General features: G+C 42.4%; 28 protein-coding genes and 1 pseudogene. 27 read left to right on the top strand and 2 right to left on the bottom strand.

Annotation, left to right across the window (positions count from 1 at the left end):
• Positions 1-363: 363 nt before the first annotated feature.
• The 17 genes and pseudogenes from PAEVO_RS15980 (at position 364) to PAEVO_RS15905 (ending at position 11,248) form a co-directional block, all read left to right on the top strand.
• Positions 364-939, top strand: a complete 576-nt coding sequence (locus PAEVO_RS15980) for a hypothetical protein (protein ID WP_100538426.1) — start codon at positions 364-366, stop codon at positions 937-939.
• Between the two features lie 71 nt (positions 940-1,010).
• Complete coding sequence (locus tag PAEVO_RS15975; RefSeq protein ID WP_100538425.1) at positions 1,011-1,604, top strand: HAD family hydrolase; 594 nt, start codon at positions 1,011-1,013, stop codon at positions 1,602-1,604.
• A 63-nt stretch (positions 1,605-1,667) separates the two neighbouring features.
• A complete protein-coding gene (locus PAEVO_RS15970) occupies positions 1,668-2,093 on the top strand; it encodes a DUF4275 family protein (protein ID WP_243390798.1) in 426 nt (141 codons plus the stop codon).
• 54 nt (positions 2,094-2,147) lie between these two features.
• Positions 2,148-2,618, top strand: coding sequence for a hypothetical protein (locus PAEVO_RS15965; RefSeq protein ID WP_100538423.1), 471 nt, complete (start codon positions 2,148-2,150; stop codon positions 2,616-2,618).
• A gap of 262 nt (positions 2,619-2,880) precedes the next feature.
• A pseudogene (locus tag PAEVO_RS15960) lies at positions 2,881-3,221 on the top strand (GNAT family N-acetyltransferase); the annotation flags it as partial.
• Between the two features lie 11 nt (positions 3,222-3,232).
• On the top strand, positions 3,233-3,538 hold the full coding sequence (locus tag PAEVO_RS15955; RefSeq protein ID WP_100538422.1) for a hypothetical protein: 306 nt from the start codon (positions 3,233-3,235) through the stop codon (positions 3,536-3,538).
• 65 nt (positions 3,539-3,603) lie between these two features.
• Entirely contained in the window at positions 3,604-4,773 is a 1,170-nt protein-coding gene (locus PAEVO_RS15950; protein ID WP_100538421.1) for an alanyl-tRNA editing protein, read from the top strand.
• Between the two features lie 358 nt (positions 4,774-5,131).
• Positions 5,132-5,734 (top strand): hypothetical protein, encoded by a 603-nt coding sequence (locus PAEVO_RS15945; protein ID WP_100538420.1) that lies wholly within the window; start codon positions 5,132-5,134, stop codon positions 5,732-5,734.
• Positions 5,735-5,821: 87 nt separating this feature from the next.
• Entirely contained in the window at positions 5,822-6,349 is a 528-nt protein-coding gene (locus PAEVO_RS15940; protein WP_100538419.1) for a GNAT family N-acetyltransferase, read from the top strand.
• A gap of 52 nt (positions 6,350-6,401) precedes the next feature.
• Positions 6,402-7,292, top strand: a complete 891-nt coding sequence (locus PAEVO_RS15935; RefSeq protein ID WP_100539478.1) for a carbon-nitrogen hydrolase family protein — start codon at positions 6,402-6,404, stop codon at positions 7,290-7,292.
• Between the two features lie 313 nt (positions 7,293-7,605).
• Positions 7,606-7,836: a hypothetical protein gene (locus tag PAEVO_RS34410; protein ID WP_243390797.1), complete on the top strand. Its 231-nt coding sequence runs from the start codon at positions 7,606-7,608 to the stop codon at positions 7,834-7,836.
• A complete protein-coding gene (locus PAEVO_RS34405) occupies positions 7,767-8,093 on the top strand; it encodes a GNAT family N-acetyltransferase (protein ID WP_347708116.1) in 327 nt (108 codons plus the stop codon). The genes PAEVO_RS34410 and PAEVO_RS34405 overlap by 70 nt, the downstream gene beginning before the upstream one ends.
• 96 nt (positions 8,094-8,189) lie before the next feature.
• Positions 8,190-8,660, top strand: coding sequence for a GNAT family N-acetyltransferase (locus tag PAEVO_RS15925; protein ID WP_100538418.1), 471 nt, complete (start codon positions 8,190-8,192; stop codon positions 8,658-8,660).
• Between the two features lie 67 nt (positions 8,661-8,727).
• A complete protein-coding gene (locus tag PAEVO_RS15920; RefSeq protein WP_207797482.1) occupies positions 8,728-9,135 on the top strand; it encodes an NUDIX hydrolase in 408 nt (135 codons plus the stop codon).
• Between the two features lie 107 nt (positions 9,136-9,242).
• Positions 9,243-9,701 carry a GyrI-like domain-containing protein gene (locus PAEVO_RS15915; RefSeq protein WP_100538416.1) on the top strand — a complete coding sequence of 153 codons (459 nt, stop codon included), beginning with the start codon at positions 9,243-9,245 and terminating at the stop codon, positions 9,699-9,701.
• A 278-nt stretch (positions 9,702-9,979) separates the two neighbouring features.
• Complete coding sequence (locus PAEVO_RS15910) at positions 9,980-10,627, top strand: FusB/FusC family EF-G-binding protein (protein WP_100538415.1); 648 nt, start codon at positions 9,980-9,982, stop codon at positions 10,625-10,627.
• A 96-nt stretch (positions 10,628-10,723) separates the two neighbouring features.
• On the top strand, positions 10,724-11,248 hold the full coding sequence (locus PAEVO_RS15905; protein ID WP_100538414.1) for a GNAT family N-acetyltransferase: 525 nt from the start codon (positions 10,724-10,726) through the stop codon (positions 11,246-11,248).
• A gap of 138 nt (positions 11,249-11,386) precedes the next feature.
• Here the strand turns inward: PAEVO_RS15905 and PAEVO_RS15900 are convergent, their stop codons facing one another.
• Positions 11,387-11,989 carry a TetR/AcrR family transcriptional regulator gene (locus PAEVO_RS15900; protein ID WP_100538413.1) on the bottom strand — a complete coding sequence of 201 codons (603 nt, stop codon included), beginning with the start codon at positions 11,987-11,989 and terminating at the stop codon, positions 11,387-11,389.
• Between the two features lie 195 nt (positions 11,990-12,184).
• On the opposite strand from PAEVO_RS15900, the gene PAEVO_RS15895 reads away from it, so the two are divergent.
• The 10 genes from PAEVO_RS15895 (at position 12,185) to PAEVO_RS15850 (ending at position 21,711) form a co-directional block, all read left to right on the top strand.
• Positions 12,185-12,922, top strand: coding sequence for an SDR family NAD(P)-dependent oxidoreductase (locus tag PAEVO_RS15895; protein ID WP_100538412.1), 738 nt, complete (start codon positions 12,185-12,187; stop codon positions 12,920-12,922).
• Between the two features lie 54 nt (positions 12,923-12,976).
• Positions 12,977-13,750 carry an SDR family NAD(P)-dependent oxidoreductase gene (locus tag PAEVO_RS15890; protein WP_100538411.1) on the top strand — a complete coding sequence of 258 codons (774 nt, stop codon included), beginning with the start codon at positions 12,977-12,979 and terminating at the stop codon, positions 13,748-13,750.
• 242 nt (positions 13,751-13,992) lie between these two features.
• A complete protein-coding gene (locus PAEVO_RS15885; RefSeq protein WP_100538410.1) occupies positions 13,993-14,457 on the top strand; it encodes a GyrI-like domain-containing protein in 465 nt (154 codons plus the stop codon).
• Positions 14,458-14,512: 55 nt separating this feature from the next.
• Positions 14,513-15,265, top strand: a complete 753-nt coding sequence (locus PAEVO_RS15880) for a hypothetical protein (protein ID WP_100538409.1) — start codon at positions 14,513-14,515, stop codon at positions 15,263-15,265.
• 288 nt (positions 15,266-15,553) lie between these two features.
• The gene (locus PAEVO_RS34800) at positions 15,554-15,928 is read left to right on the top strand and encodes a hypothetical protein (RefSeq protein ID WP_100538408.1); all 375 of its coding nucleotides are present in this window, start codon (positions 15,554-15,556) and stop codon (positions 15,926-15,928) included.
• A 238-nt stretch (positions 15,929-16,166) separates the two neighbouring features.
• Positions 16,167-16,826: a TetR/AcrR family transcriptional regulator gene (locus tag PAEVO_RS15870; protein WP_100538407.1), complete on the top strand. Its 660-nt coding sequence runs from the start codon at positions 16,167-16,169 to the stop codon at positions 16,824-16,826.
• Between the two features lie 68 nt (positions 16,827-16,894).
• Entirely contained in the window at positions 16,895-19,213 is a 2,319-nt protein-coding gene (locus PAEVO_RS15865) for an ABC transporter permease (protein ID WP_100538406.1), read from the top strand.
• A gap of 4 nt (positions 19,214-19,217) precedes the next feature.
• Positions 19,218-19,976 (top strand): ABC transporter ATP-binding protein, encoded by a 759-nt coding sequence (locus PAEVO_RS15860; protein ID WP_100538405.1) that lies wholly within the window; start codon positions 19,218-19,220, stop codon positions 19,974-19,976.
• A gap of 141 nt (positions 19,977-20,117) precedes the next feature.
• Positions 20,118-21,131 (top strand): nucleoside-triphosphatase, encoded by a 1,014-nt coding sequence (locus PAEVO_RS34795; protein WP_100538404.1) that lies wholly within the window; start codon positions 20,118-20,120, stop codon positions 21,129-21,131.
• A gap of 1 nt (position 21,132) precedes the next feature.
• Positions 21,133-21,711: a GNAT family N-acetyltransferase gene (locus PAEVO_RS15850; protein WP_100538403.1), complete on the top strand. Its 579-nt coding sequence runs from the start codon at positions 21,133-21,135 to the stop codon at positions 21,709-21,711.
• An 87-nt stretch (positions 21,712-21,798) separates the two neighbouring features.
• On the opposite strand, the gene PAEVO_RS15845 is transcribed toward PAEVO_RS15850, so the two are convergent.
• On the bottom strand, positions 21,799-22,845 hold the full coding sequence (locus PAEVO_RS15845) for a PocR ligand-binding domain-containing protein (protein WP_100538402.1): 1,047 nt from the start codon (positions 22,843-22,845) through the stop codon (positions 21,799-21,801).
• Positions 22,846-22,927: the final 82 nt, after the last annotated feature.

Genomic DNA, 22,927 nt, shown 5'->3' with positions numbered 1-22,927 from the left:
GTATTCACACTGCAGGACTACCATGCCTTGGTTGCCAGATGTATAATCATGGAAGAATGCGTAATTTAGTTTTTAGTTTATTAAGGGGGTAATATCTTGGGCTTTTTTTCGATGGCAATGTTATTTCAAATCATATTCATTGTTTTATTAGTTATACTGTTTTTTGTTGGATTATTTCGATTTGTAAATAGATTCATTCTACACACAAAAAATACAAAAGAAAGCTTGAGAAGAATAGAAGACAAAATTGATAGACTAAATCAAGAATTAAACAAGACCAATGAATAATGATAAAAACGTAGCTCGTGAATACAAGAGGTTATGCGAAATATAACAAACAATATATAGCAGGGTGAGTCTTAGATGCCGGTAAATTACAAAATGCCAGAAACCTTAGAAAAGCTTGTTCAATTGGATAAGGACCTACATCAACGAAATGGGCATACTGTCGATCATTATATAGGTTTTTATATTAGCTTTAATCATGATGATGACAGATATGAATGCACACCAGAGGATGCTGTAGTTTTTGGGAGAACAGGGGTAGGTGGGGACCACTTCGCTTTTTACACGTTTAATCAATCTATTAAAGATTTAGAAGAGGCCCCAATTATTTTTATACAACCCATGTTTTTTGAAAATGCAGTAAACTTGGTTGCGAGAAACCTTAGGGATTTTCTAGCTTTATTCATCACCCTTAAGGAACTTTATGTTTTAGAACGTTTTAAACTTTATAAGAGCAAGTCAGATTTTATCAAGGATTATAATGAGAATTATTTGAAGGATATAGATTTACGAGAGAGTGGGCTTAAATTTTTTATTGAAGAATTAAGGGACAATGTTGTTGAAGGAATTACTGAGATTAATGATGCATACGCATACATTACTAATTTAAGAAAACATATTTCAATTGACATAAAAAATAGTGACGATTCTTAGTATTTCAATGATGCCCTCCACTTCGCCTAACCCCTCGGTAAAGCCTGTATAAGATTTTAGGAGATGATTCGATGACTGCCAAGCCACAACTGGTATTAGATTTAGCTGGTGTATTAGTAAGTAATTTTTCATCTGCGGTTTGGCTCAAATTATCTGAAGGTTCCGAAATCTCGTTTCAAGACATCAGAGAACAATTTGATGAGATTCGAAAAGATTTATGGACAGGAAAGATCAAAGAAGAGGAATTTTGGGGATGGATGAGCCAGCGAATGAAGCAGATCAACAAAGAGCAAGCCAGAGAATTATTAATGCAATCACTGGAACCACTCCCTGGCTTAAATTACTTGGCTGAGTGGAGTGAAATCGCAGATATCCACATAGTAAGTAACCATTGTAAGGAATGGTTGGAACCAATATTAGAAAGAGTAGAACCGTATACCAGGAGCATAACGATTTCAAATCAAGTAGGTTTAAGCAAACCCGATATACGAATTTTTCAACATGTCGGGAAACAATTTGAATCCGGCCAAACGGTTGTTTATATTGATGATCAAGAAAAGAACTTAATCCCGGTTATCGAACTCGGATGGAAAACCTTGTTAGCAGATAAAGAGCATAAATGGATAGAACAAGTTGAACCGATGCTAGGAGAGAGCCTTTTGTAAGCAAGTCGAGAAGAGGGACCATAAGTATAATAAAGTATTTACACTTATTTAGGGGGAGAGAACTTGATCAGAAAAGAGATTCAATTGATTGAAAAGTTAATTGAAAAAGCTGTAAACATCTCAGATATATTTGATGGAGCAACAGAAATTATGGATAGATGGGATAAGACATTTACACTAAACATTAGTGATGATGTAAAAGAAAGCATTTATTACAGTCAATATAAGTGGCATATTTTTAGTTATGAAATACAAGGTTGTTTGAAAGAAAATGCAGCAAGAAATGCTTTTAATACTGAAATAAAAGATGAATTATATGTAATGTACCAAAACTCTCCCGATGTATTTCTATACAGTAACGCAAATGCCATAGTCGCGGAGGATTTTGATTCTCAACAAGATATATATATTTTTGATAAAAACTTTACTTGGACGTATGTGAATACCCATGAAGACATGTGTGGGCCGTATTTTTACAAAGTGAATTAATGTCGTCAGACTATCCGCCTAAAAGAATAAGGAAGTTTGGGAGGGATTCAGAAAGTGTATAGAAAACCAATATTCATCATTTCCGTCATCTTGTGCTTACTAATTAGCGTAAGTTGTAGTAATAACAACGAAATGGCTACTGACGACATTGACAATATAAGTTTAGAATTAGTTGAACAAAAAGAAGAATCAAATGGAACAATGTTCACACTAAAATTACAGAACAAAACTAGTCATATTATAGTACAAAATAATGTTTATTTAAGTTTTCCCATAAAAATTGAAAACGGTGCTAAAGGGAATGATTTTAAGATCGAGGCTAGAAATAATAAACTCAATATTGATCCAGGAGAAGAATTACTTCTTACTGTATTTGCTCCGAAGGAAATGTATGAAGGAAACCGTAATATTGACTTAGAAGAACCTCATATCGAGATTAAAGGTTTCTTTAATCAAGTAACTGAACTAAATCAATTCAATATCATTGGACGGCATCGTACTATGGTTGGTTTTAAGGGGGAATGACTGTCTCCCTGACGTGTTTCATGAACTGAAGCCAGGCAAGTGACCCCGCATTGGCTAATTCCGTTGGAGCTAAGATAAGAAGGTTATTCTTCTCTTCAAGATACAGGAGAGAGATAGCTTTTAACGACATTTTTTCCCGAGGTATAAGGAAGAAGCTCAGACAACAAATACCCAGCCTAAGATAAGAACAGTCTCAGGCTGGGTTGTTTCTTTGTGACCAAAACGTTATAAACAATTCATGCATTCGTTGAAATAAATCTGTGGTCCACTAGGCTATGACTCCATAAGTTGGCAAGAAGAGATGATGCTAAATTGTGAGTACTTTAAAGTGCTCTATAATGGAGAAATAATTGGGGGAGCTATGATATTTATAGAAAGCAATCAAGTACATAATCTAGGGCGAATTTTTATTGACCCAAACTATCAGAATCAAGGAATCGGTAAAAAAGTAATGAAAGACATTGAAGGAAGTTTTCCGGATAGCACAAAATGGTGGTTGGATACTCCTAGCTGGAGTGTCAAAAATCATCACTTCTACACCATGTGCGGGTTCACCAAATTCAGAGAAGAAGATGACCGTACATTTTCGAGAAGATTTTATAGGAGCTGAATTCATGTTAGTAGATGTTTTTTATTATATAAAACTTTCTATGAGTATTTTTATTTTTAGTTTGCTAATCACATTGATTTTAATATTGTTAAAAAAACCTGCAGTTAATAAATATGCTGTGGGTATGTTGGCAGTTGTTTCTAGTTCTGTATCAGGAGTAAATATGATCATCTCGGGATATATAGCAGATGAAGTTCCATCTGGAGGAGACCCAATTACCTTGTATATGTTTTTTGTTGTTCTATTATTAAGTATAGTGAGCATGATTTTAGTTTCAAGAAAAAGGGAAGAAGAAGTAGAATGTAATTAAAACTAATGAGTGCCAGCAAGCTGTGACTAAAGTTAATTTAACCTGAGAACTGCGAGGACAAGAAAATGACAAAGAAGTTATATTACGAATCCACTCATATTCGGGAGTGGGAGACACGAATAACACGAAAACTGGAGCGGGAGGACGGAACCTATCTGGTAATGGAGGAGACGGCCTTTTATCCGCACGGCGGAGGGCAGCCTTGTGACCTAGGGTGGATCGATAAAATTCCCGTTCTTGATGTCGTCCAGGAGGAAGGAGAAATTCTGCATAAAGTCGAGCGTTTTCCTGAGAAAGAAGTGGTTGGCTGCCGTTTGGATTGGGATAGAAGATTCGACCATATGCAGCATCATAGCGGCCAGAATCTCCTGTCTGCCATATGTCTGCAAGTATGCCAGGCGGAAACACTCAGTTTCCACCTGGGTCAGGATTACGCCACCATTGATATCGCCCGATCTGACCTGGCTCAGGACCAGTTGATGATGCTGGAGTTGGAAGTCAATGATCAGGTTTACCTTAATCGAAAGATAACGAATTATGTTGTGAGTCGGGAGCAGGCTGCCGCCCTGCCGCTGGTGAAGCAGCCGAAGGTAACCGACGATATCCGGATCGTAGAAATCGAAGGTATCGAATATAACGCCTGCGGCGGTACACATGTATCTGCAACCGGTGAGATCGGAATGATCAAACTGCTGAGAGCCGAGAAGCAGAAGGGGCATATGCGTCTCTATTTTAAATGCGGATATCGAGCGTTAAAAGAATTTAATGCCGGAATGGAGATTCTCGGCAGCCTTTCGGCTAGGTTTAATACCGCAAAGGAAGAGATTCTGGATCGGATTGCAAAATGGGACCAGGAGCAGAAGCAGCTCCAGACAGAATTGAACGCCGTGAAGGCCGAGAATGACGCTTACCTGGCCGGGAAGCTATTGGCCGAACGTCAAGGCAGCCTGATCAAACATGTTTTTGCGGACAAGCCGCTGAAGGATATGCAGAACCTGGCGGCTAAACTCACCGAAGAAGCTGACGTTATCGTGCTGTTCGTGTCCAACGCCGACCATAAGGTTGTCCTCGCCCAGGGAGGACAGAGCGGACTTGCCTGCGGTGCGTTCTTGAAGCAGTATCTGGCCGATTATCGCGGTAAAGGCGGAGGCAGCGACAAGATAGCACAGGCCGGTTTTGCCACCGGAGAGGATGCCATGGCGTTTTACCATTTTGCAGCACAGTCATTAAGTTAGCTTGAAGAGGTGTAAACGGTCTATAAGTAGAAAGCATGCAAGCGGGTTAAGCGGCAGTTTTTATAACCAAGGGATGTAAGCCCCTAAGTGTGAATAAGACGGAAACTCACGCATACGGTCATGAATATTCATCCTTTTCCACTGAATAAATAGTTCGAAACGTGTTGGGGCTTAAAAGTTGCAATCAATGGCAGTTGAGCCCCGAATAAACTGCGCACAAGCTCGACATCACGCCTCAGCCTAAGATGACTATCTATGCTGGGGCTTTTCATTAATATACAGAACGGTATGTGAAATCTTGCAATCATGAGTTCCAGTTCAAGGAGTAATTTGAAAATATCGAATAAGGAGAAAAATGATGAAACGTATGCCATTTGAACGTCCAACCGAGCATTATGATGAAAATTTGATTACTATTGATGAGCAAATTTGTGCATTGTTGAAACAACGGAAGGAACTTTCAGGCAACAATCCAGGTTTTCCGCCATTTGAGTATATTTCACAATGGGCGACAACGTTTGAACTTTACGAGGATTTTCTTAAAGCCGTTTTTGGAACGTTTATGGGTGAAGAACATTATAAACCCATGGTTGATCCAACAAGGTTCAGAAAACATATTCCGGTTTTAAAATCAGTTGTAAAAGGAGCATTCTTTTATACACTAAACTCAATACGACAATACGCTAATGCAAGTGTAGTAACATTCAGCATTGATTGGGACATGACAATTGAGCAGACTTCAAGTTTATATAGCCTTAGCCATTTTGAATTGTATGTTGGAGAACAATATGATTGTCGAATGACCAATGGCGGGAGTTGTTCTGGTCATGCATCCTATAACTATGTAATATCTCCACCATTACCTGATGATATTTCAGGAATGGAGCTAGTGTTCAAGGAATTTAGTAAACCCTTTAAAAATAATGAGACAGGTACTGTAGTTGTCTTCAGAGTTGAATGAATTGAAAGTATTAAAATGATGATGTATGTAGGTATTTCGAAGAAAATCGCTGTGTTTCGTGAATGAGTTCCGAGAAGGAGATAAAACATGAGGGACATCATAAATATAAAGAGACTAACTACATTAGAAGAAGCTGAATTATTGGATCAAGAATTTGCTAAGCGTTATGGGTGGTATCGACAAGGAGATTATGTTCACAAGTGCCTAAATGAGAACAATACCAATAAACGAGTAACCATGATTGCTTATTACAATGATTCGTTAGCGGGATGCTGTCATTTGATCTATGATTCTCAGTATCCTCATTTTCTTGATAACAATATCCCGGAGATTAATGATTTGAACGTATTTCCTGAGTATAGAAGAAAGCATATAGCAAACAGATTATTTGATGAATTAGAGCTTATTGCGTCAAAGACCTCTAAATACATAGGGCTAGGTGTAGGGCTGTACAGAGATTATGGAAATGCCCAACGAATGTATACTTCTCGTGGATACGTCATGGATGGTAGGGGCATGTGCTATAAAAATATTCCGGTAAAACCGGGAGAATCCGTTATGGTTGATGATGATCTATTAATTTATTTAGTTAAAAATTTAAAGAGCAACTTGTAAATCTTTGAAAGAAGTGACGGTAAAAAAGATTATAAATGTGAGGTGCAGAATGATGAAAACCTTTACAGTTGCAGTCGTACAATATAATTGCAGTGAACCTGATCAAAAACTAAATACGGAAATTGGATTGAGCTACGTAAAAAAAGCCAAAGAGCTTGGAGCAGATATTGTATTATTTCCGGAGTGTTGGATAACAGCATATGCCTTTCCCGACATCGTTGAAACCAAGCTCCCCGAAGAAGAGATAGAGAATCATCCTGACTTCAAAGCTTGGTATGAGGCGGCATTAAACGAAAATAGTACAGCCTTAAAAGCTTTTCAAGAAATTGCTGAAGAATTATCGATTGGAATTGTCATCACGGGTTTTACAAAAGGGGTAAAGCGTCCCCAAAATTCAGCATTTGTAATTGATCGTAAAGGTGAAATTTTATTAAAGTACAGCAAAGTCCATACATGCGATTTTGATACTGAACGTATGCTTGAGCCTGGTACTGAATTTAAAGTATGTGATTTTGACGGTGTGAAGATTGGGGTCATGATTTGTTACGACAGAGAGTACCCAGAAAGCGCAAGAGTATTGATGTTAAAAGGGGCAGAAATCATTTTGGTTCCCAATGATTGTGGAACCATGGAGCCTAGATTACAGGCACTTTCAACAAGAGCATATGAAAATATGGTTGGTATTGCGATGGCGAACCCTCCTGGTGAAAATGCGGGATGTTCTTGTGCCTATAGTCCAATGATGTGGGACCCTGATGGGAAATCGGTCGATAACACCATTATGCTGGCGGATAATGTGTCGGAAGGCGTATTTATTGCAAAATTTGATCTGGATGAAATTCGTAAATATCGTAATCAAGAAATGATGGGCAATACGTTTAGGAAAGTGAAAGCTTATAAAGAGTTACTTTCTGAAAAAGTAGATGCTCCCTTTATACGATAATAAACGGAATCAATTTAAGCGAGGGATCATGGGAATTGCGGAGAAATAAGAGGAGTCTTCCAGTTTTTAAATCTGTAAATTTAAATATTATGAGGGTTTGACTGTGAATCTGAAATATAAAATCAATGATAACACCGGTTAATGGAATTATATAAACATGAAAGACAAAAATATGTTGAAGGGAAAGTTCCAATTGTGTGGGAGATCATACAAAAGGCACATATTTGGTCACAAGAAATAGGTTGGAAACCAGGTAAACCGGATCTGTAGGCGGAACCTTTGAAACTTTCAGAAATAATAGGGGGATAGCGTTATGGAAATCAAACTTCTTCCCGTTATAGTTCAAGAGAAAGAAACATTATCGAACATGTATCAATATTATCATTATGATTTTAGTCGATATACGAATCAGGATTTAAATGATGATGGAACATATGGGGTGAATATTGATTTCTATTGGGAAGGCGACCCTAGATGGAACCCGTATTTCATTTTATCTTCAGGAGTAATCGTAGGATTCTTAGTTGGCTTTTTGAAAACTTAGATACGGATCCAGACCCAACGCATGTAATATATGATTTTATGATTTTGAAGAAATATAGAAGAAATGGGATAGGCCGCACCGCAGCCAAACAGGCATTTGACTTATTCAAAGCAAATTGGAAAGTAGCTCAAATGGAGAGTAATACATCTGCCATATCTTTTTGGAGAAAAGTAATCAGTGAATATTCCAAGAATAATTACATCGAGAGATACAGGAAAGATTCAAAGAAATACATTCAAGAATTCAGTACAAAGTAGTAACATTTTGCTTTCACGCTGTGGGACCTAGCCTACTGAGATCTCTTTATCTTAGTTGAAAGGTGAAGTGATTTTAATGAATTCTGGGGTGATTCAGTGATAATTAGAATTGCGACTAAGGAAGATATGGATCAACTCATTCAAATGAGATGGGATTTTACACTGGAAGACGATTTAGATGGAAAATTAAAAAATGAAACCTATAGTGACTTCTACGAGGAGTGTTACGAATTTTTATTAAATGCTTTTCAAAGTGATATTTGGAGTATTTGGGTTGCTGAAGAAGACGGCATGGTCGTGTCCAACATATACATAGAACTCATTCACAAGGTACCGAGACCAGGGAGAATTACACATCCCTTTGCATATATGACGAATGTGTATACGAAACCTGGTTATCGAGGTAAAGGAATAGGAAGTAAATTAATATCAAAAATCAACGAATGGGCAAAAGAAAACAAATATGAATTCATTATTGTATGGCCCAGTGATGAAGGTGTTGATTTTTACAAAAAGAATGGTTACCAGCATTGCAAAGAGCCAATGGAAAACATGTTTGGTGAGTAAAGCAGTCAGCGAGTCACTTAACCTAAATTGACTTTATATCGAAGAAATTTATACAAGGAGAAATATGATGAATCTACCAAAACATTTTGTCTCTGCTGCTGCGGTTGTTTTGAATGATAAAAATGAAATATTACTGATCCGGGGCCCGGAAAGAGGCTGGGAGATGCCAGGTGGAGTGGTTGAAGTTGGAGAGTCTTTGGCACAAGCAGCAATCAGGGAAACCAAAGAAGAAGCTGGAGTGGATATTGAGATTATAAGGTTTTGCGGGATATTCCAAAATGTGAAGGAGAGTATTTGTAATACATTATTTCTTGCTAAATACGTTGGGGGTACACCGGTAGCTACAACAGAAAGTCTTGAATCAGGGTTCTTTCCAATGGATGAAGCATTGAATATGGTAACCTATATGAATTTTAGAGAGAGAATCGAAGTTTGCTTAAGACTAGTTGATGAGCCGGTATATATTGAGTTCTAGAAGGAACAAGCGTGAAGATAACTCAGGAAATACAAATGCTTCGTTTAACAACATTTTCACGCATCTGGCCATTATAAATAAAAACTCAACGAAAGAGAGTGATCTCTGTGAAGGTAGTCGAACTTCATGAAATGAAATTAATCGGAATAAGAGTAGTATGTCCCGGCGACCAGTATGTCAATGAGATCCCCAAGGCTTCTGTTGAACTTAAAGAAAGATTGCATGAGATTCGTGACGTCGTAAAGCCGGTAAGACTTGTTGGTGCATTCATGGTTGAGGATGTATCGGAAGAGGAAGATGGTTATTGGGTATGCGTTGAGGTGAATGACATGAAACAAGTTCCTGAAGGGATGGTTTCTTTAGTCATTCCAAAACAAAAATATGCAGTCCAACAACACAAGGGGCCTAATTACGAAATTAGAAATACATATGAAAAGCTCCATCACTGGATACTAGAAAATAACCATGAACGACTGCTTAGATCCTGGCATCTGGAGATTTCGGATGAATGGGGACATGGGGAAGTGAATCATATGGAAGCAGACTTGTATGACACCATTAAATAGATTTTAAGGTTGAGATAGACGGTGTCCCATTCCAACGGAATAAATTGCGCCATTTGGGTCTTCCTGTTATAATTTTGCGTATGATATGTGATTGGGGGTTATACCGATGGCAATGCTGGATTGCTCATTAGCTAGGAAGTCCTCATGCAAAGCCTGATCTGGGGCGATACTTTGCGTGGGGTGCGATAGGATGAATTCGATCGCCCAACCTTAACTTTATCGTTTCTAATAACAGGCTTTGCACCTTCATTTTTAATAAAAATAAGGGGCTGAAAGCTATGAGTACACCATTTATTAGAAACCACCAGTTTAATGTGATTAAAAAACAATCGGATTTCCTTCTGAAAACATTGCGAACGATCGCGGATAGAAAAGTACTGGAAACGGTCAGGTATCGTTCCGTAATGAACATTATGGAAACATTTCCGGCTATGACAGAGGATCAGAAGCGGATGCTGGGAGAAATATCGACCATCGAGAAGGCCGATGATTTCCAGAGATATCTTAACGGATTAGAACCTTATCTGGAGCCTTATCCGACGATTACGCTGAAACAGATTCAGAAGTTATTTCCTAAAAATAAGAAGCTGAAAGTTCCGGATCTGCAATCGATCGACTTTCGATATGTAACGTATTTGGGCTGGGTGGATATAGCCACTAACAAGTTATTTATCGTGTATCCCTTCGAAGGAAGATTCATCGGGATTGAGGGAAGAATTACGCCGACCAACAAGAAAGGGTACTGTCTGTTCTGCAACCGGCATCAAGAGCTTGCCTTGTTCTCGGTCAAGACCAAGCCGGCCGTTGCTTCACCGGATAATCTTTCGTTCATTGGCCAATACGTATGTTTGGATAGCCAAGCATGTAATCACAGTATTACCGATACAGGGGCGCTTGAAAAATTCATTCTCTCCGCCAGCAAGTAAACACAATATCAAGAATAGGCTGCCTTTTAGGGCAGCCTATTTTGTACTATATTCCCGTTTGAAGAACATAAAAACCATGAAAGGGCGTTGAAACATATGAACGATGTAAGCTTAGTTAAGCCTCAGCTAGAGCTGAAAGATGACTACTTATCATTTTATCAAGAATGGAGAGAATCCGGTGAGGATATGATTCCTTGGGTCATCAGCAAGGATCCAAGTGATTTTCAGGGAATGTTGCAGGAGCTCTCTAATCAAGAGGAGGGCATTGGTGTAAAAGAAGGCTGGGTCGCAGATTCAACCTTTTGGTTAGTCGATAATCATCATAGAGTATTAGGTGCGGCTAATATTAGACATCAACTAACCGAACATTTGTATCATGCTGGCGGGCATATTGGCTATGGTATCCGCCCGTCAGCAAGATTAAGAGGCTATGCGACAAAACTATTGGAATTGTCCTTGATTGAGGCTAAGAAACTGGGGATAAACGATGTCTTAGTTGTCTGTGATGCCGGTAATGTGGGATCTGAAAGAACCATTATCAAAAATGGTGGGAAGCCGGATACCGATTACATAGAGGAAGACGGAAACGTAGTTAAAAGATATTGGATCAAGAATACTTGACAGTAGCGATCCCGCACACGTCTGCTAGAAAATAATAGATCGAATAAGTCCGGGAGGTGCCATCGTTACCCCCTACCGGACTTTTTTAGGCAGCATTGCGGCTCAATAAAGGTTTGAGTTGTTGTTGCTCCGTCCACCTTACTCCCTCACATATTCCACCGAGTATATATGCGTCCTCGTTAAATCAATGACCTCTTTAATAAAATCCTCCTGGGATTCCCTGAAATCGTTTCGGATCCAGTTCAGAATCAGTCCGTGGAAGCCGTAGGCCGTGTACCGTTTAAAGTAATCCATGTTAACCGGAGTATGGTTAATCGTTTCGAATATAAATCGTTCCTTGTAGATTTTTACAATCGTTTGAGGGAATTCCGTGTGTAGTCCCGGCAAGGTATCCTCGTATTTAATCAGCTCAAAAAAATCACGATGCTCGTAAATGTAGGCAACGATATTGAAGGACGGCGCACTGAGGTTTGCCGTATATACTTTGTGCCCCGGGATGTAAGGCTTGCCCACCGATTCTTCCAGGCCACGTAGCATGGAGGCCAGCAAATCCTCGGCTAACTCGATTTTATCCTGGTAATGGACATAAAAGGTGCTGCGGTTATAAGAAGCCTTATCCACGATGTCTTTCACCGTCACGGCATGATATCCCTTCTCTTTTACAAGTTGAATAAAGGCGGATTTCAGATGTTCTTTCGTACGATTTTTTCGCGCCGATGTCACGATTTGTTCATGATTCACGAAAAGAGCGCCCCCCAAAAAGACAGTTTTGTTCTAAGTGTTGACTAGATCGACACTTCATAACAGGTTAATGATTGTGAAATGTGAACAGAATAGTACAATTGAATTGTAGCAAAAATAGTACTAAATTTAATATCTTAAATTGCTTCTAATTAATATAGTACTATTTTAATCCATTATACGGGGGTATCCAAGATGGGGAAATTACTAAACAAAGTAGCTGTAATTACCGGTGGTGCATCCGGCATCGGTGCGGCAACAGCACGCCTCTTCGTTGAAGAGGGAGCCAAGGTGGTGCTTGTTGATTTAAATGAGGAAAAAGGTAAGGCGTTTGAAGCCGAACTGAAAGCGAATCATCACGAGGCGCTGTTCGTCAAAGCGAATATAACAAGCGAGGAAGAAGTAGCGGGCATCTTCAAACAAGCGATTGACGCCTTCGGTAAAGTTGACGTTGTATTTAACAACGCAGGGATCGGGCGCGTTCATTCTTCGCATGATCTGGAGTACTCCGAGTGGCGCAACACCGTAAACGTGGACCTGGACGGCGTATTCCTGGTGGCACGCGAAGCTATCCGTGAAATGTTAAAAGCTGGCGGAGGCACGATCGTCAATACCGCATCCATGTACGGCTGGGTCGGCTCGCCTGGTTCCGCAGCCTATAATGCAGCTAAAGGCGGGGTTATTAACTTGACGCGTTCCCTGGCACTGGAGTATGCGGAGCAAAATATCCGGATCAACGCACTATGCCCGGGCTTTATCGACACACCGATCATTCCGGAGGAGAGCAAGCAAGCGTTGGCAGCGGCCACTCCGATGAAGCGTCTGGGACAAGCTGAAGAAATGGCAAAGGCTGTTCTGTTTATGGCATCGGATGACTCTTCATTCATGACGGGAAATACCCTGACGGTTGACGGTGGATATACAGCCCAATAATGGGTGAGCTTAAACGTAGAGAGAATCATGACATCTTACTAGGAGGTATACACCATGAGCAAATTTGATGGAAAAGTGATTGTAATTACTGGCGCAGCAGGCGGGATCGGAACGGCAGCCGCGAAAAAGCTGGCGGAGCAAGGTGCCAACCTTGCCCTGGTCGATTTGAACCTGGAAGCCGTCCAACAAGTGCTCTCCGATTTGGGTCTGGATGATTCCAGAGCGATTGCGCTGCAAGCCAATGTCGCCATAGAAGAGGAAGTCAAAGCCTATGTGGATGCCACGGTCGAGAAGTTTGGCAAAATCGACGGCTTTTTCAATAATGCAGGGATCGAAGGAATCACCGCAAATGTAGAGGATTATCCAACCGAGACTTTTGAAATGGTCTTCAATGTCAACGTGAAGGGGGCCTTCCTTGGTTTGAAATACGTTGTGCCGGTGATGAAAAAACAAGGATATGGCAGCATCGTAAATACCTCCTCCGGTGCAGGCCTTATCGGTTCGCCAGGATTTGTCGGATACAATAGCTCCAAGCATGCCGTGATCGGCATGACAAAAGTGGTAGCATTGGAAGCTGCTCCGTTCGGCGTCAGAGTGAATGCCGTAGCGCCTGGGGTGATCAATACCCGCATGATGCGTCAAATTGAGAAAAACACCGTTCCTGAGGATGCGGAAGGTGCAAGAAAAGCATTTGGCGCCGCCGTTCCGCTCGGAAGATATGGGGAAGCGGAAGAGGTAGCCAACGTCGCCGTTTTCCTACTGTCTGACGATGCCTCTTATGTCACGCAATCCATATATACCGTGGATGGCGGCCAAATCAACCAGTAAAGTTTATAAATAGCCTAGCATACAGGGTCTTGGTCCGGTGTTTATACCGGTCAAGACCTTTTTTACATTCATTAGGAGTAGCAGTGCAGCGGCCTATTTCCCTCTGTTTATAGGTGGGTCATTTTTCATATTGGGGTCTTGCGGTTTTTGGAATATAATGGTGTTACTAGCTCCCGCATGAGGAATGGAAGGATCCGAAAACAGTAGTGCACGTAAAATGGGAATTAGAAAGGGGATAGGAAGTGACGGAGATCAGCCAAGTCCGTATGGAAGACCTGTGGTCGGTTCGAAGAGAACGTTTAGGTAATCGATGGTTAATCGGCGTTCAGAATCAACTTCCACAGTCTTACGAGGACGAACAGCGCTTGTTTGCAACCCTTAAAGCCAGAAGAGATGAAATACAGCATCAAACAGCTGATCCGAATACGTACATGGTGATCCATGATGACGGGTCGAAGATGACGGTAGCATTGATGGTAAGTCGTATCGGGGATATCCCGGAGGGCATGGTATCATTGAATCTTCCGGAAGAGGAGTACGAGGTTTTCCGGTTTGAAGAGAAACATATTTGTTCATTCTGGCAGTATTTCTGCGAAACCGATCATCGGAACAAATATGGCGTCAATGCAGCCAAGGCACGATTTGAAACATTTAACGACACCTTGCAGCCGAATGGCGTAACGGAAATTTATTATCCGAAAGAATAGGAATGGATGTCCGAACATGTATCATGGATGAGTAGCTGCGAAGGGAGGAAGGGATATGCGCGCGACTGAAGATATCATGCAGGTATGGAGGAAGTTCAACGACTTTCCAATGGAAACCTTAACTAAAGCCTGGCACAGCCTAATAGACCCGGAATGTAAACAACGAACAACGGATGTCATGAAAGAGCATCGAGCATTATATGGAACGTCGGGCAATTGTTTTGATTTGGCGATTTGGTTAATCGATGAATTCAGACAGAACAAAGTACCCTGTTATGGAGTGCTAACGGAGCATTTGCATGTCGCCGTGGTCGCCGTCAACGAAGAGGGCCACAAATATTTCTGCGATCTTGGAGATCAATGGATTGATCCTATTTTGTTGGAACCGGGCCATGAAGCGTATACGGAAGAGTTTGTGGATGGTTTTTTTCCAGGTTCGTTCATTAAACTGAACACCCAAGCGAATCGTCTCTGGGTAACCTACAGAAGACCAAACGGAAAGGAAAGCAGCCAAGAATTCGACTTGACGCCCATATCCGATGAGGCATTGATCGAAGCGGGGCAAAAAACGCAGCGCCTGTTCAGCGATCCGCTTGTGGAAAAGCGGATTTTTACGGATCAGCAGGTTCTCCATTGGGAATTCGATAATTACGAAAGCTACCTAAGTTCCAAGGAAGGCCGAAAAGTGGAGCCTCAGCTGAAGGATATCGAGGAATGGGCAAAACGAATACATACAATGAGCGGGATCCATGAAGAAGTCGTCATACGGGCATTGGAAGTCTACTTGAAAAAGTCGTCTCATCCTTAACCCGTCACCCAAAAAAGGAATAAACAGCTATTGCCGTGCAGATTGCGGATACAGGAGAAAATGCTGTAATCCGCATCAAGGACAATGGTGTAGGCATGCCGGTTCATATGGTGGAGCATAGACCTTGTGTATTATGGTCTTTTAAGGGATGAATATCTTTGAGAGAATAGCTAAGGAATGGTAGGGAAGTAGAATCCGAAAACAAACGATTAAACGGGTATTTTTGTCTTTAACCATTCTATAACTCTGGTAATATACTATATCATTCCCAAACAAGGAGTGATATAAATGGCAAACAGTGATGTACGTCTTGCGCTTTGGTCAGGCACTAATTTTTCCGTTCGTCGGATTCTCTTCAGACGAGGAGGCGTTGCGGTTCGAGACCTTGGAGCGTTTCGGTTTGACAATGTTCTTTCGAGTTTCCGACTCAGAAATGTTGCGCAGAGCTCTGAAATAACGCTTGTATTGTTTTCGAGAATTAACTTTCAGGGAGCGTTCCGTGTGTTCCGTGGCAGCCAAAACGTAGCGAACTTGGCGAATTTTAACTTTAACAATGTGACATCTTCGTTCATTGTTGTAGGACGCAATCTTACGGACGCTGAAATATCCCAAATCCAAAGAACTGCTAGACCGCCTCAAGACATCCTCGTAATTAGACAGTAATACTGAGATAGTTGAATGAAATGAAGAACCCAAAAGCGGCTCATTCCTCGTGAGAGGATGGGCTGCTTTTGTATGATTAGTTGAACCATTCGACAAAGAAGTTCCTTATACCGATTGAACGTATGATTAATACTGTTTTAAGAAAACCTCATCGATTCATTTAACAGCATATTGACAATAACAAGAAGCATGTTACTATATTACCGACAGACAGTCGGTCTAGAAAAGGAGGGGAATCATGCGAGTCGTAAAAAAAGCGGAAGAACGCAGGAACGAAATCCTTAACGCGGCGGAGGAGCTTTTTGGTCAGAAGGGCTTTGACGGCACAAGTACAAACGAAATTCTCGAAATGGTCGGGATTGCGCGTGGAACCTTGTATCATCACTTCAAGTCAAAGGAGGATATCATGGATGCGCTGATTGACCGGTATACCGTCCGGCTGTTGGAAGGAGCACAGGTAATTGCCGCGGACAAGAGCATACCTGTAGTTGAGCGCATCATCCGCGTTGTGATGGCATTGAACATAAGTGGCAGCGACGAAAATGGAAGCAGCAAGGAAATCATGGAGCATATTCACAAGCCGCAGAATGCGCTAATGCATCAGAAGATTCAAAAGGTCATCATCCATGGCGTTCCGTCGATTCTGACGGGCATCATCCGCGAAGGCATCGAGCAGGGGATGTTCAGCACGCCGTACCCGTATGAATGCATGGAAATGGTGGTGATCTATGCGAATACCGTGTTTGATGACGATATGGTTGCTATGACGGACAAGGAACGAGGGAAGCGTGTTCTGGCCTTTGTTTTCAATGTCGAGAGGCTGCTCGGTGCAGCAAGCGGAAGTCTTATGGACGTTATGCAGATGTTTGGTGGAGGAGATGAAAGCAGCCTTGAATAAATCAGGGAAGTCTTTCGTCATTCTGTATAAGTTAAAGTCGGTTAAAATGCTTGAAACAGAGGTGTCTTATGTACTCCAGAATAATCCGCAATGATCTTTTAAAAAGCAAGGCCACTACGCTAACAACCATGATATTTGTTGCTGCTGCGGCTATGCTTGTTTCGCTCGCGGCGATCCTCGTCGTCAATCTCTCGGGTGCGCTGAACACATTGATGACACAAGCCAAAACCCCGCATTTTATGCAGATGCATTCCGGTGAAATAGATTCTGCGCGACTTTCAGCTTTTGCGGAGCAACATCACAATGTGGATGATGTTCAGGTGATGGAATTTCTCAATATGGACGGTGCGCGGATACGATTAGGCGAACATTCACTTGCGAATAGTGTCCAGGATAACGGATTTAGCATGCAGAGCCAAAAATTCGATTATCTTCTTGATCTCAACGGTAGCATCATTAATCCCGCCATCGGCGAGTTGTATGTTCCAGTAAGCTATATGAAGGATGGTACCACCAAGGTCGGTGATAAGGCGGTTATTAGCGGGAAGGAGTTTATCGTTGCAGGATTCCTTCGGGATTCACAGATGAACTCTGCGCTCTCCTCCTCCAAGAGATTTCTTGTACATAAACATGATTACGCGGAAATTAAGAGCCTCGGCAGCACGGAGTATCTGATTGAGTTTAGATTAAAGGATTTGTCCGAGCTCGGTTCATTTGAAGCGGCTTATGCCTCCGCAGGCCTTGAAGCAAACGGACCAACCGTTACATATAAGCTTTTCAAAATGATGAACGCACTTTCCGATGAGATGATGATCGCGGTTATACTGCTTGTGAGCGCGCTTGTCGTGGCCATCGCATTGATGTGTATACGTTTTACGCTCCTGGCGAAAATCGAAGACGACTATCGTGAGATTGGCGTGATGAAGGCAATAGGGCTGCGGGTTTCCGACATAAAGAAGATGTATCTTGCGAAGTACGCAGCGATTGCCGCGGTGGGTAGTATGCTCGGTTTTGCACTGTCGGTTATGTTCAAAGGCATACTTCTTGAAAATATACGGCTTTATATGGGGGAAAGTGAAAATTCCTCTTATGCTTTGTTGTTCGGAATCATCGGCATACTGCTTGTATTCCTTGCCATGCTCGCCTTCGTAAGCGGAGTGTTGAAGCGCTTTCGGAACATATCCGCTGCAGAAGCCATACGCTTTGGTACTTCGCAGGAAAAAAACACAGGCGCCAAACGTTTTAATCTAAGTGGAAACAGGCTGTTGAATACGAATGTTTTCCTCGGTATCAAAGACGTTCTCGCACGGAAAAAGCTTTATGCTACAAGCCTAACGGTACTGGTGATTTCTGCATTTATCATGATAGTTCCACAAAATCTGTACAACACCATTTCATCTACAAGCTTTATCGAATATATGGGGATCGGAAACTACGATATACGTGCTGACATACAGCAGACGGATAACATTTCAGAGAAAACGGCTGAACTACGAAATGCGATGAACAACGACCGTGCCATATCTAAGGTTGCCGTCCTTACAACAAAGGCATTTAAAATCAAAAGAGAAGACGGTTCAGAGGAAAACATAAAGGTCGAACTTGGCGACCATTCCATATTCCCAATTGCCTATTCCAAAGGCAGAGCACCCGCCGCAGAGAATGAAATTGCACTGTCGGCTTTGAACGCTGATGAGCTGAGCAAGAAGGTCGGTGATGTCATTACACTGGTGATGGAGGGCCGGGAGAAGAATCTAACGGTAAGCGGAATATATTCCGACATTACCAACGGCGGCAAAACCGCAAAGGCGGTATTCACCGACAATTCGGCGGATATGATGTGGAGCATGATCTCCGCTGAACTTTCGGATAAATCTCTTGCCGCCGCGAGGATTTCGGACTTTGCGGATAGGTTTGATTTTGCCAAGATTTCAGACATTGATGAATTTATTGCACAGACATTCGGTTCAACGATAAATTCTGTTAAGAAGGCCTCTCACGCTGCTATGGCTATTGCGCTGATGATATCGGGACTGATTACACTGTTGTTTATGAAAATGCTTATTGCTAAGGACAGATATCCCATTGCCGTTATGAAAGCCCTCGGTTTTACGAACTCGGACATGAAGTTGCAATATGCTTCGCGTTTGGTATTTGTTCTGATTGTCGGTATTGTTCTCGGAACTCTCCTGGCAAACACGCTCGGAGAAATGCTTGCGGGTGCGGTTATCTCTTCGTTTGGAGCGTCGACGTTTCATTTTGCGGTCCATCCGCTTTCGGCGTATCTGTATAGCCCGCTTATGATGATAGCCTCGGTGCTTATCGCAACGATCATCGCCATATCGGGCGCAGGACAAATAAAAATATCCGAATATATGAAGGAGTAGGCATATGGAAAAGATGATTATCGGTGATCATATCGTAAAATCTTTCGGCGAGGGCGACGAACAGCGTAATGTTCTGGACGGGGTGTCCGTCTATGTTAACGAGGGCGAGTTCGTTGCTGTTATGGGACCATCTGGATCGGGAAAGTCAACGCTAATGTTTGCACTGAGCGGGACGGATGGCGTGGATGGCGGAAAAGTCGTTTTTGATGGTAAGGATTTATCGACGCTTGGGGAGAATGAGCTTGCAGATATACGCAGAACCAAAATGGGTTTTGTGTTCCAGCAGCCGACGATGCTGAAAAATCTGAATATCCTCGACAACATCATTCTTCCATCCATGCGGGATAACCGGAAAAACGCGGCGAAAATTTCACTCAAGGCAAAAGAGCTTATGAAAAGGGTAGGCATTGCAGAGCTTGAAAAACGCAGCATTACCCAAGTTTCGGGTGGTCAACTTCAGCGCGCGGGAATATGCCGGGCGCTAGTGAACAGCCCGAGAATTATTTTCGGCGACGAGCCTACGGGGGCACTCAACTCCATATCCGCTCAGGAAATCATGGACATATTTTCTGAAATCAATGCAGACGGTACCGCGGTCATGCTTGTCACTCACGATGCACAAGTTGCAGCGCGGACGGAGCGCATCATGTTTATGCGCGATGGGAAAATGGTAAGTGAACTCAAGCTTCCCAAGTTTGTGGGAACGGATATGGATGGCAGGGCCCAGAAAGTTATGGTGAGAATGCAGGAAATCGGAATATGAAATCAACCTCACTTCAAGCCGCAGGGCTATCGCCCTTGGTTAATCGGATGTATAATTATGGAATCATTTGATTCGATCGATAATTACACTTGATTAGTCATTGAAGCGAAACATCAGTCATGAAACGGGGGGTGTTATACGATGCATGAACAGTCCAAACATTTCGTTGCTGTTTCAGCTTTAGTGAAGAATGAGGATGGACATGTGCTAATGGTTCGTACGCGTTTGCGTTCGGATACGTGGGAACTGCCAGGTGGCTTCGTAGATGCTGGCGAGCCGTTGGATCAGGCGGTGTGCCGGGAGTTTCTGGAGGAAACGGGAATGGTGATACGCCCTGTAAGCATATCCGGCGTTTATTACAACGAGAGGCTTCATGTCTTGTCCGTCGTTTTTCATGCGGAATACGTCAGCGGAGAAATAACCATTCAACCTGAAGAAATTGTGGAAGCGAAATTTGTAGACTTGGATGATACGAACCTGGATAAATACATAACAAGGCCTCAGATCAAATCACGCTTGTTTGATGCCATCCGTGCAGAGAGTTCGGCCCCGTATGAGACTTGGGATTTGAACCCGCCTCGGTATAAGCTGCTGTCCAGATTGGACGGGGAACCGCTGAATGTCAAAACGGCATTTTTACTCACGGGGGAGCCTCGGATGGGTAAAACGACGATGATCAAGGAACTCGTACATCACCTCGGCCCTGATCTTTGCGGTGGATTCTATACGGAGGAAATAACGAACTCGAGTGATCGAATAGGTTTCAAATGCGTGTCCGTTAGCGGGGAAAGCGTCGAGATTGCACATGTAGATAGTCCCAGCAGCACCCGTATTGGAAGATACGGAATGGATGTAGAAGCATTCGAGGATTTTGCCGTGAACATACTAGAAGACGCCTTGTCCTCCAAGAAAATCATTGTCATCGATGAAATGGGATTTATGCAAATGCTATCTGCCTCTTTTCAAAAAATAGTACAAGAGATTATTTCTGATCATCGGATTGTTCTTGGGACGATACCCGTAGAGAGTCACCCTGAAATAGATAAAATTAAATATCAGAAGGAAGTAAGTATCATCAGCTTGAATGAATTCAATCGTGACACGATATCCAAAACTTTGTTAAAGGATATTTTGCAAGCCTTGGAGGGTGAATGATATGCGGATCGAAGATATCTTTTCGGATCTCCCAACATTGGAAACAGAGAGAACGATTCTAAGAAAATTAAGAAGCGAAGACGAACAAGATATCTTTCAATACGGATCGGATGATGACGTATCGAGATATACCGCTTGGCCGACGCATCGAACGATGGAAGATACCCGTATCTATTTAACGAAGGTGCTGCAGAAATATGATCATCATGCAGTCGCCCCTTGGGGAATCGTGGACAAAGAAACCGGAAAGATCATCGGAACTTCGGGATTTATGGCTTGGAACGTCCATCATGCTAAGGCGGAGTTGGGATATGTCTTGTCCAAGGATTATTGGAATCTCGGTTACATGACCGAAGTAATCAGGGCCATCCTCTCTTTTGGATTTGACAGAATGCAGCTGGTAAGAATCGAAGCAAGCTGTCTACCGTTAAACCTAGGTTCAGCGAGAGTGATGGAAAAGGTCGGCATGACCTATGAAGGTTTAATAAGACAGACGATACTCGTTAAAGGGAAACATGAAGATCTGAAATTATATTCGATTGTATTGGATGACTACCGGAATCCGAATAACGTCCCTTAACGGGCCTTGGCCGAATAACACTCATCGTAAAACCCCCTCGTTCATGAACGAAGGGGTTTTACATGGAATGATCAGCAGGTAAGCCGATTACTTAGCGGATCTCCCGGCATACATGTTCCGGTACACGGCCGGGGTGAGGTTCTCGAACTTTTTGAACGTTTTGATGAAATAGCCCGTATCGCAGAAGCCCAAGTCATCGCTCACTTGATGGATCGGCGAATCGGTTGATTCCAGCAGCTGCTTGGCCCATTCAATCTTGAGCCGGGCGATGAAAACGGAGAAATTCTCCCCTGTCTCCTTCGTAAATGTGCGGCTAAAATAGCTGGGGCTGATGTGGCAAAGCTTGGCCATCTCTTTCAGGCTGAAATTCTCATGCTTGTGCGCAAAAATATAGTCGAACGCGGGTTGAAGCACTGCATTCGAAGAGATAAACCGCCCAGCGCCATTCTTCAATTTCGTATCGATCAGTGCACCCGACAGCTCCTGCTGTATGGATTGAATGCTGCGGACCGCACGATCGGATTCGTTAAAAGTCTCAACGGAAGTGGGCGCGTCCATGTTAGCCGTGAGCACTTTTTTGTACATATCAACCGTGGTATGCTTTTGAATCGCTTCCTCCACGATATAAGTGCTTAATTGCAGCAGCAAGTCCACACACTTCGTTACTTCCTCGTAAGACAAGATTGGCAGGGCGTTGTAGTCCGCTTCGAGTTCTTTAAACTTCCGGTTTGACTCCACATTGGGCGGCCGAGACACGATCTGCTCCAGCATTGGCGCGTCAGGTTCCCGGAGCTTAAGCTGTCCGGCCATGATCGCACCAAGATATTGGTTATCGATGATGATCGGAATGGCGATATCGATAATGTTGAAATGGCACAGATAGATGTATGGTTTGTTCTGGCGAACCGCTTCAATACCGGCTCGCGCGTCGCATTTTTGACAATACTGCGAAAGATGGCCATCCTGGCGCACGCCTTGGCAGAAAGGCTGACAGTAGCTGTGTTTGGTCACGGGAACGCCCTTGTAATCGACCGTAAGGATTGCCATTTTGGTCACGAGCGATAAGGAATCCTGCAGCTTCTCCCACTTCTCCAAATCAATGATTTCTTCTAAATCGAACCGGGATTTGGACATGACGATATTCTCCTATGAACATAATAGAAATTCTATTGAATATTATAGCGAATAATTCTACTAAAGGACAAGATAATACAAT

The organism is Paenibacillus sp. GM2FR, assembly GCF_002803325.1.
Lineage (GTDB): Bacteria > Bacillota > Bacilli > Paenibacillales > Paenibacillaceae > Paenibacillus_AQ > Paenibacillus_AQ lautus.
This window is presented reverse-complemented; position numbering and strand designations above follow the sequence as displayed.

Excerpts from the sequence above, each read along its gene's own strand:
- PAEVO_RS15905 (WP_100538414.1), top strand. The coding sequence starts at position 10,724 with ATGAACGATGTAAGCTTAGTTAAGCCTCAGCTAGAGCTGAAAGATGAC.
- PAEVO_RS15980 (WP_100538426.1), top strand. The coding sequence starts at position 364 with ATGCCGGTAAATTACAAAATGCCAGAAACCTTAGAAAAGCTTGTTCAA.
- PAEVO_RS34410 (WP_243390797.1), top strand. The coding sequence starts at position 7,606 with ATGGAAATCAAACTTCTTCCCGTTATAGTTCAAGAGAAAGAAACATTA.
- PAEVO_RS15975 (WP_100538425.1), top strand. The coding sequence starts at position 1,011 with ATGACTGCCAAGCCACAACTGGTATTAGATTTAGCTGGTGTATTAGTA.
- PAEVO_RS15895 (WP_100538412.1), top strand. The coding sequence starts at position 12,185 with ATGGGGAAATTACTAAACAAAGTAGCTGTAATTACCGGTGGTGCATCC.
- PAEVO_RS15850 (WP_100538403.1), top strand. The coding sequence starts at position 21,133 with ATGCGGATCGAAGATATCTTTTCGGATCTCCCAACATTGGAAACAGAG.
- PAEVO_RS34795 (WP_100538404.1), top strand. The coding sequence starts at position 20,118 with ATGCATGAACAGTCCAAACATTTCGTTGCTGTTTCAGCTTTAGTGAAG.
- PAEVO_RS15920 (WP_207797482.1), top strand. The coding sequence starts at position 8,728 with ATGAATCTACCAAAACATTTTGTCTCTGCTGCTGCGGTTGTTTTGAAT.
- PAEVO_RS15940 (WP_100538419.1), top strand. The coding sequence starts at position 5,822 with ATGAGGGACATCATAAATATAAAGAGACTAACTACATTAGAAGAAGCT.
- PAEVO_RS15910 (WP_100538415.1), top strand. The coding sequence starts at position 9,980 with ATGAGTACACCATTTATTAGAAACCACCAGTTTAATGTGATTAAAAAA.
- PAEVO_RS15880 (WP_100538409.1), top strand. The coding sequence starts at position 14,513 with ATGCGCGCGACTGAAGATATCATGCAGGTATGGAGGAAGTTCAACGAC.
- PAEVO_RS34800 (WP_100538408.1), top strand. The coding sequence starts at position 15,554 with ATGGCAAACAGTGATGTACGTCTTGCGCTTTGGTCAGGCACTAATTTT.
- PAEVO_RS15890 (WP_100538411.1), top strand. The coding sequence starts at position 12,977 with ATGAGCAAATTTGATGGAAAAGTGATTGTAATTACTGGCGCAGCAGGC.
- PAEVO_RS15945 (WP_100538420.1), top strand. The coding sequence starts at position 5,132 with ATGAAACGTATGCCATTTGAACGTCCAACCGAGCATTATGATGAAAAT.
- PAEVO_RS34405 (WP_347708116.1), top strand. The coding sequence starts at position 7,767 with ATGGAACCCGTATTTCATTTTATCTTCAGGAGTAATCGTAGGATTCTT.
- PAEVO_RS15870 (WP_100538407.1), top strand. The coding sequence starts at position 16,167 with ATGCGAGTCGTAAAAAAAGCGGAAGAACGCAGGAACGAAATCCTTAAC.
- PAEVO_RS15950 (WP_100538421.1), top strand. The coding sequence starts at position 3,604 with ATGACAAAGAAGTTATATTACGAATCCACTCATATTCGGGAGTGGGAG.
- PAEVO_RS15845 (WP_100538402.1), bottom strand. The coding sequence starts at position 22,845 with ATGTCCAAATCCCGGTTCGATTTAGAAGAAATCATTGATTTGGAGAAG.
- PAEVO_RS15865 (WP_100538406.1), top strand. The coding sequence starts at position 16,895 with ATGTACTCCAGAATAATCCGCAATGATCTTTTAAAAAGCAAGGCCACT.
- PAEVO_RS15955 (WP_100538422.1), top strand. The coding sequence starts at position 3,233 with ATGTTAGTAGATGTTTTTTATTATATAAAACTTTCTATGAGTATTTTT.
- PAEVO_RS15935 (WP_100539478.1), top strand. The coding sequence starts at position 6,402 with ATGAAAACCTTTACAGTTGCAGTCGTACAATATAATTGCAGTGAACCT.
- PAEVO_RS15860 (WP_100538405.1), top strand. The coding sequence starts at position 19,218 with ATGGAAAAGATGATTATCGGTGATCATATCGTAAAATCTTTCGGCGAG.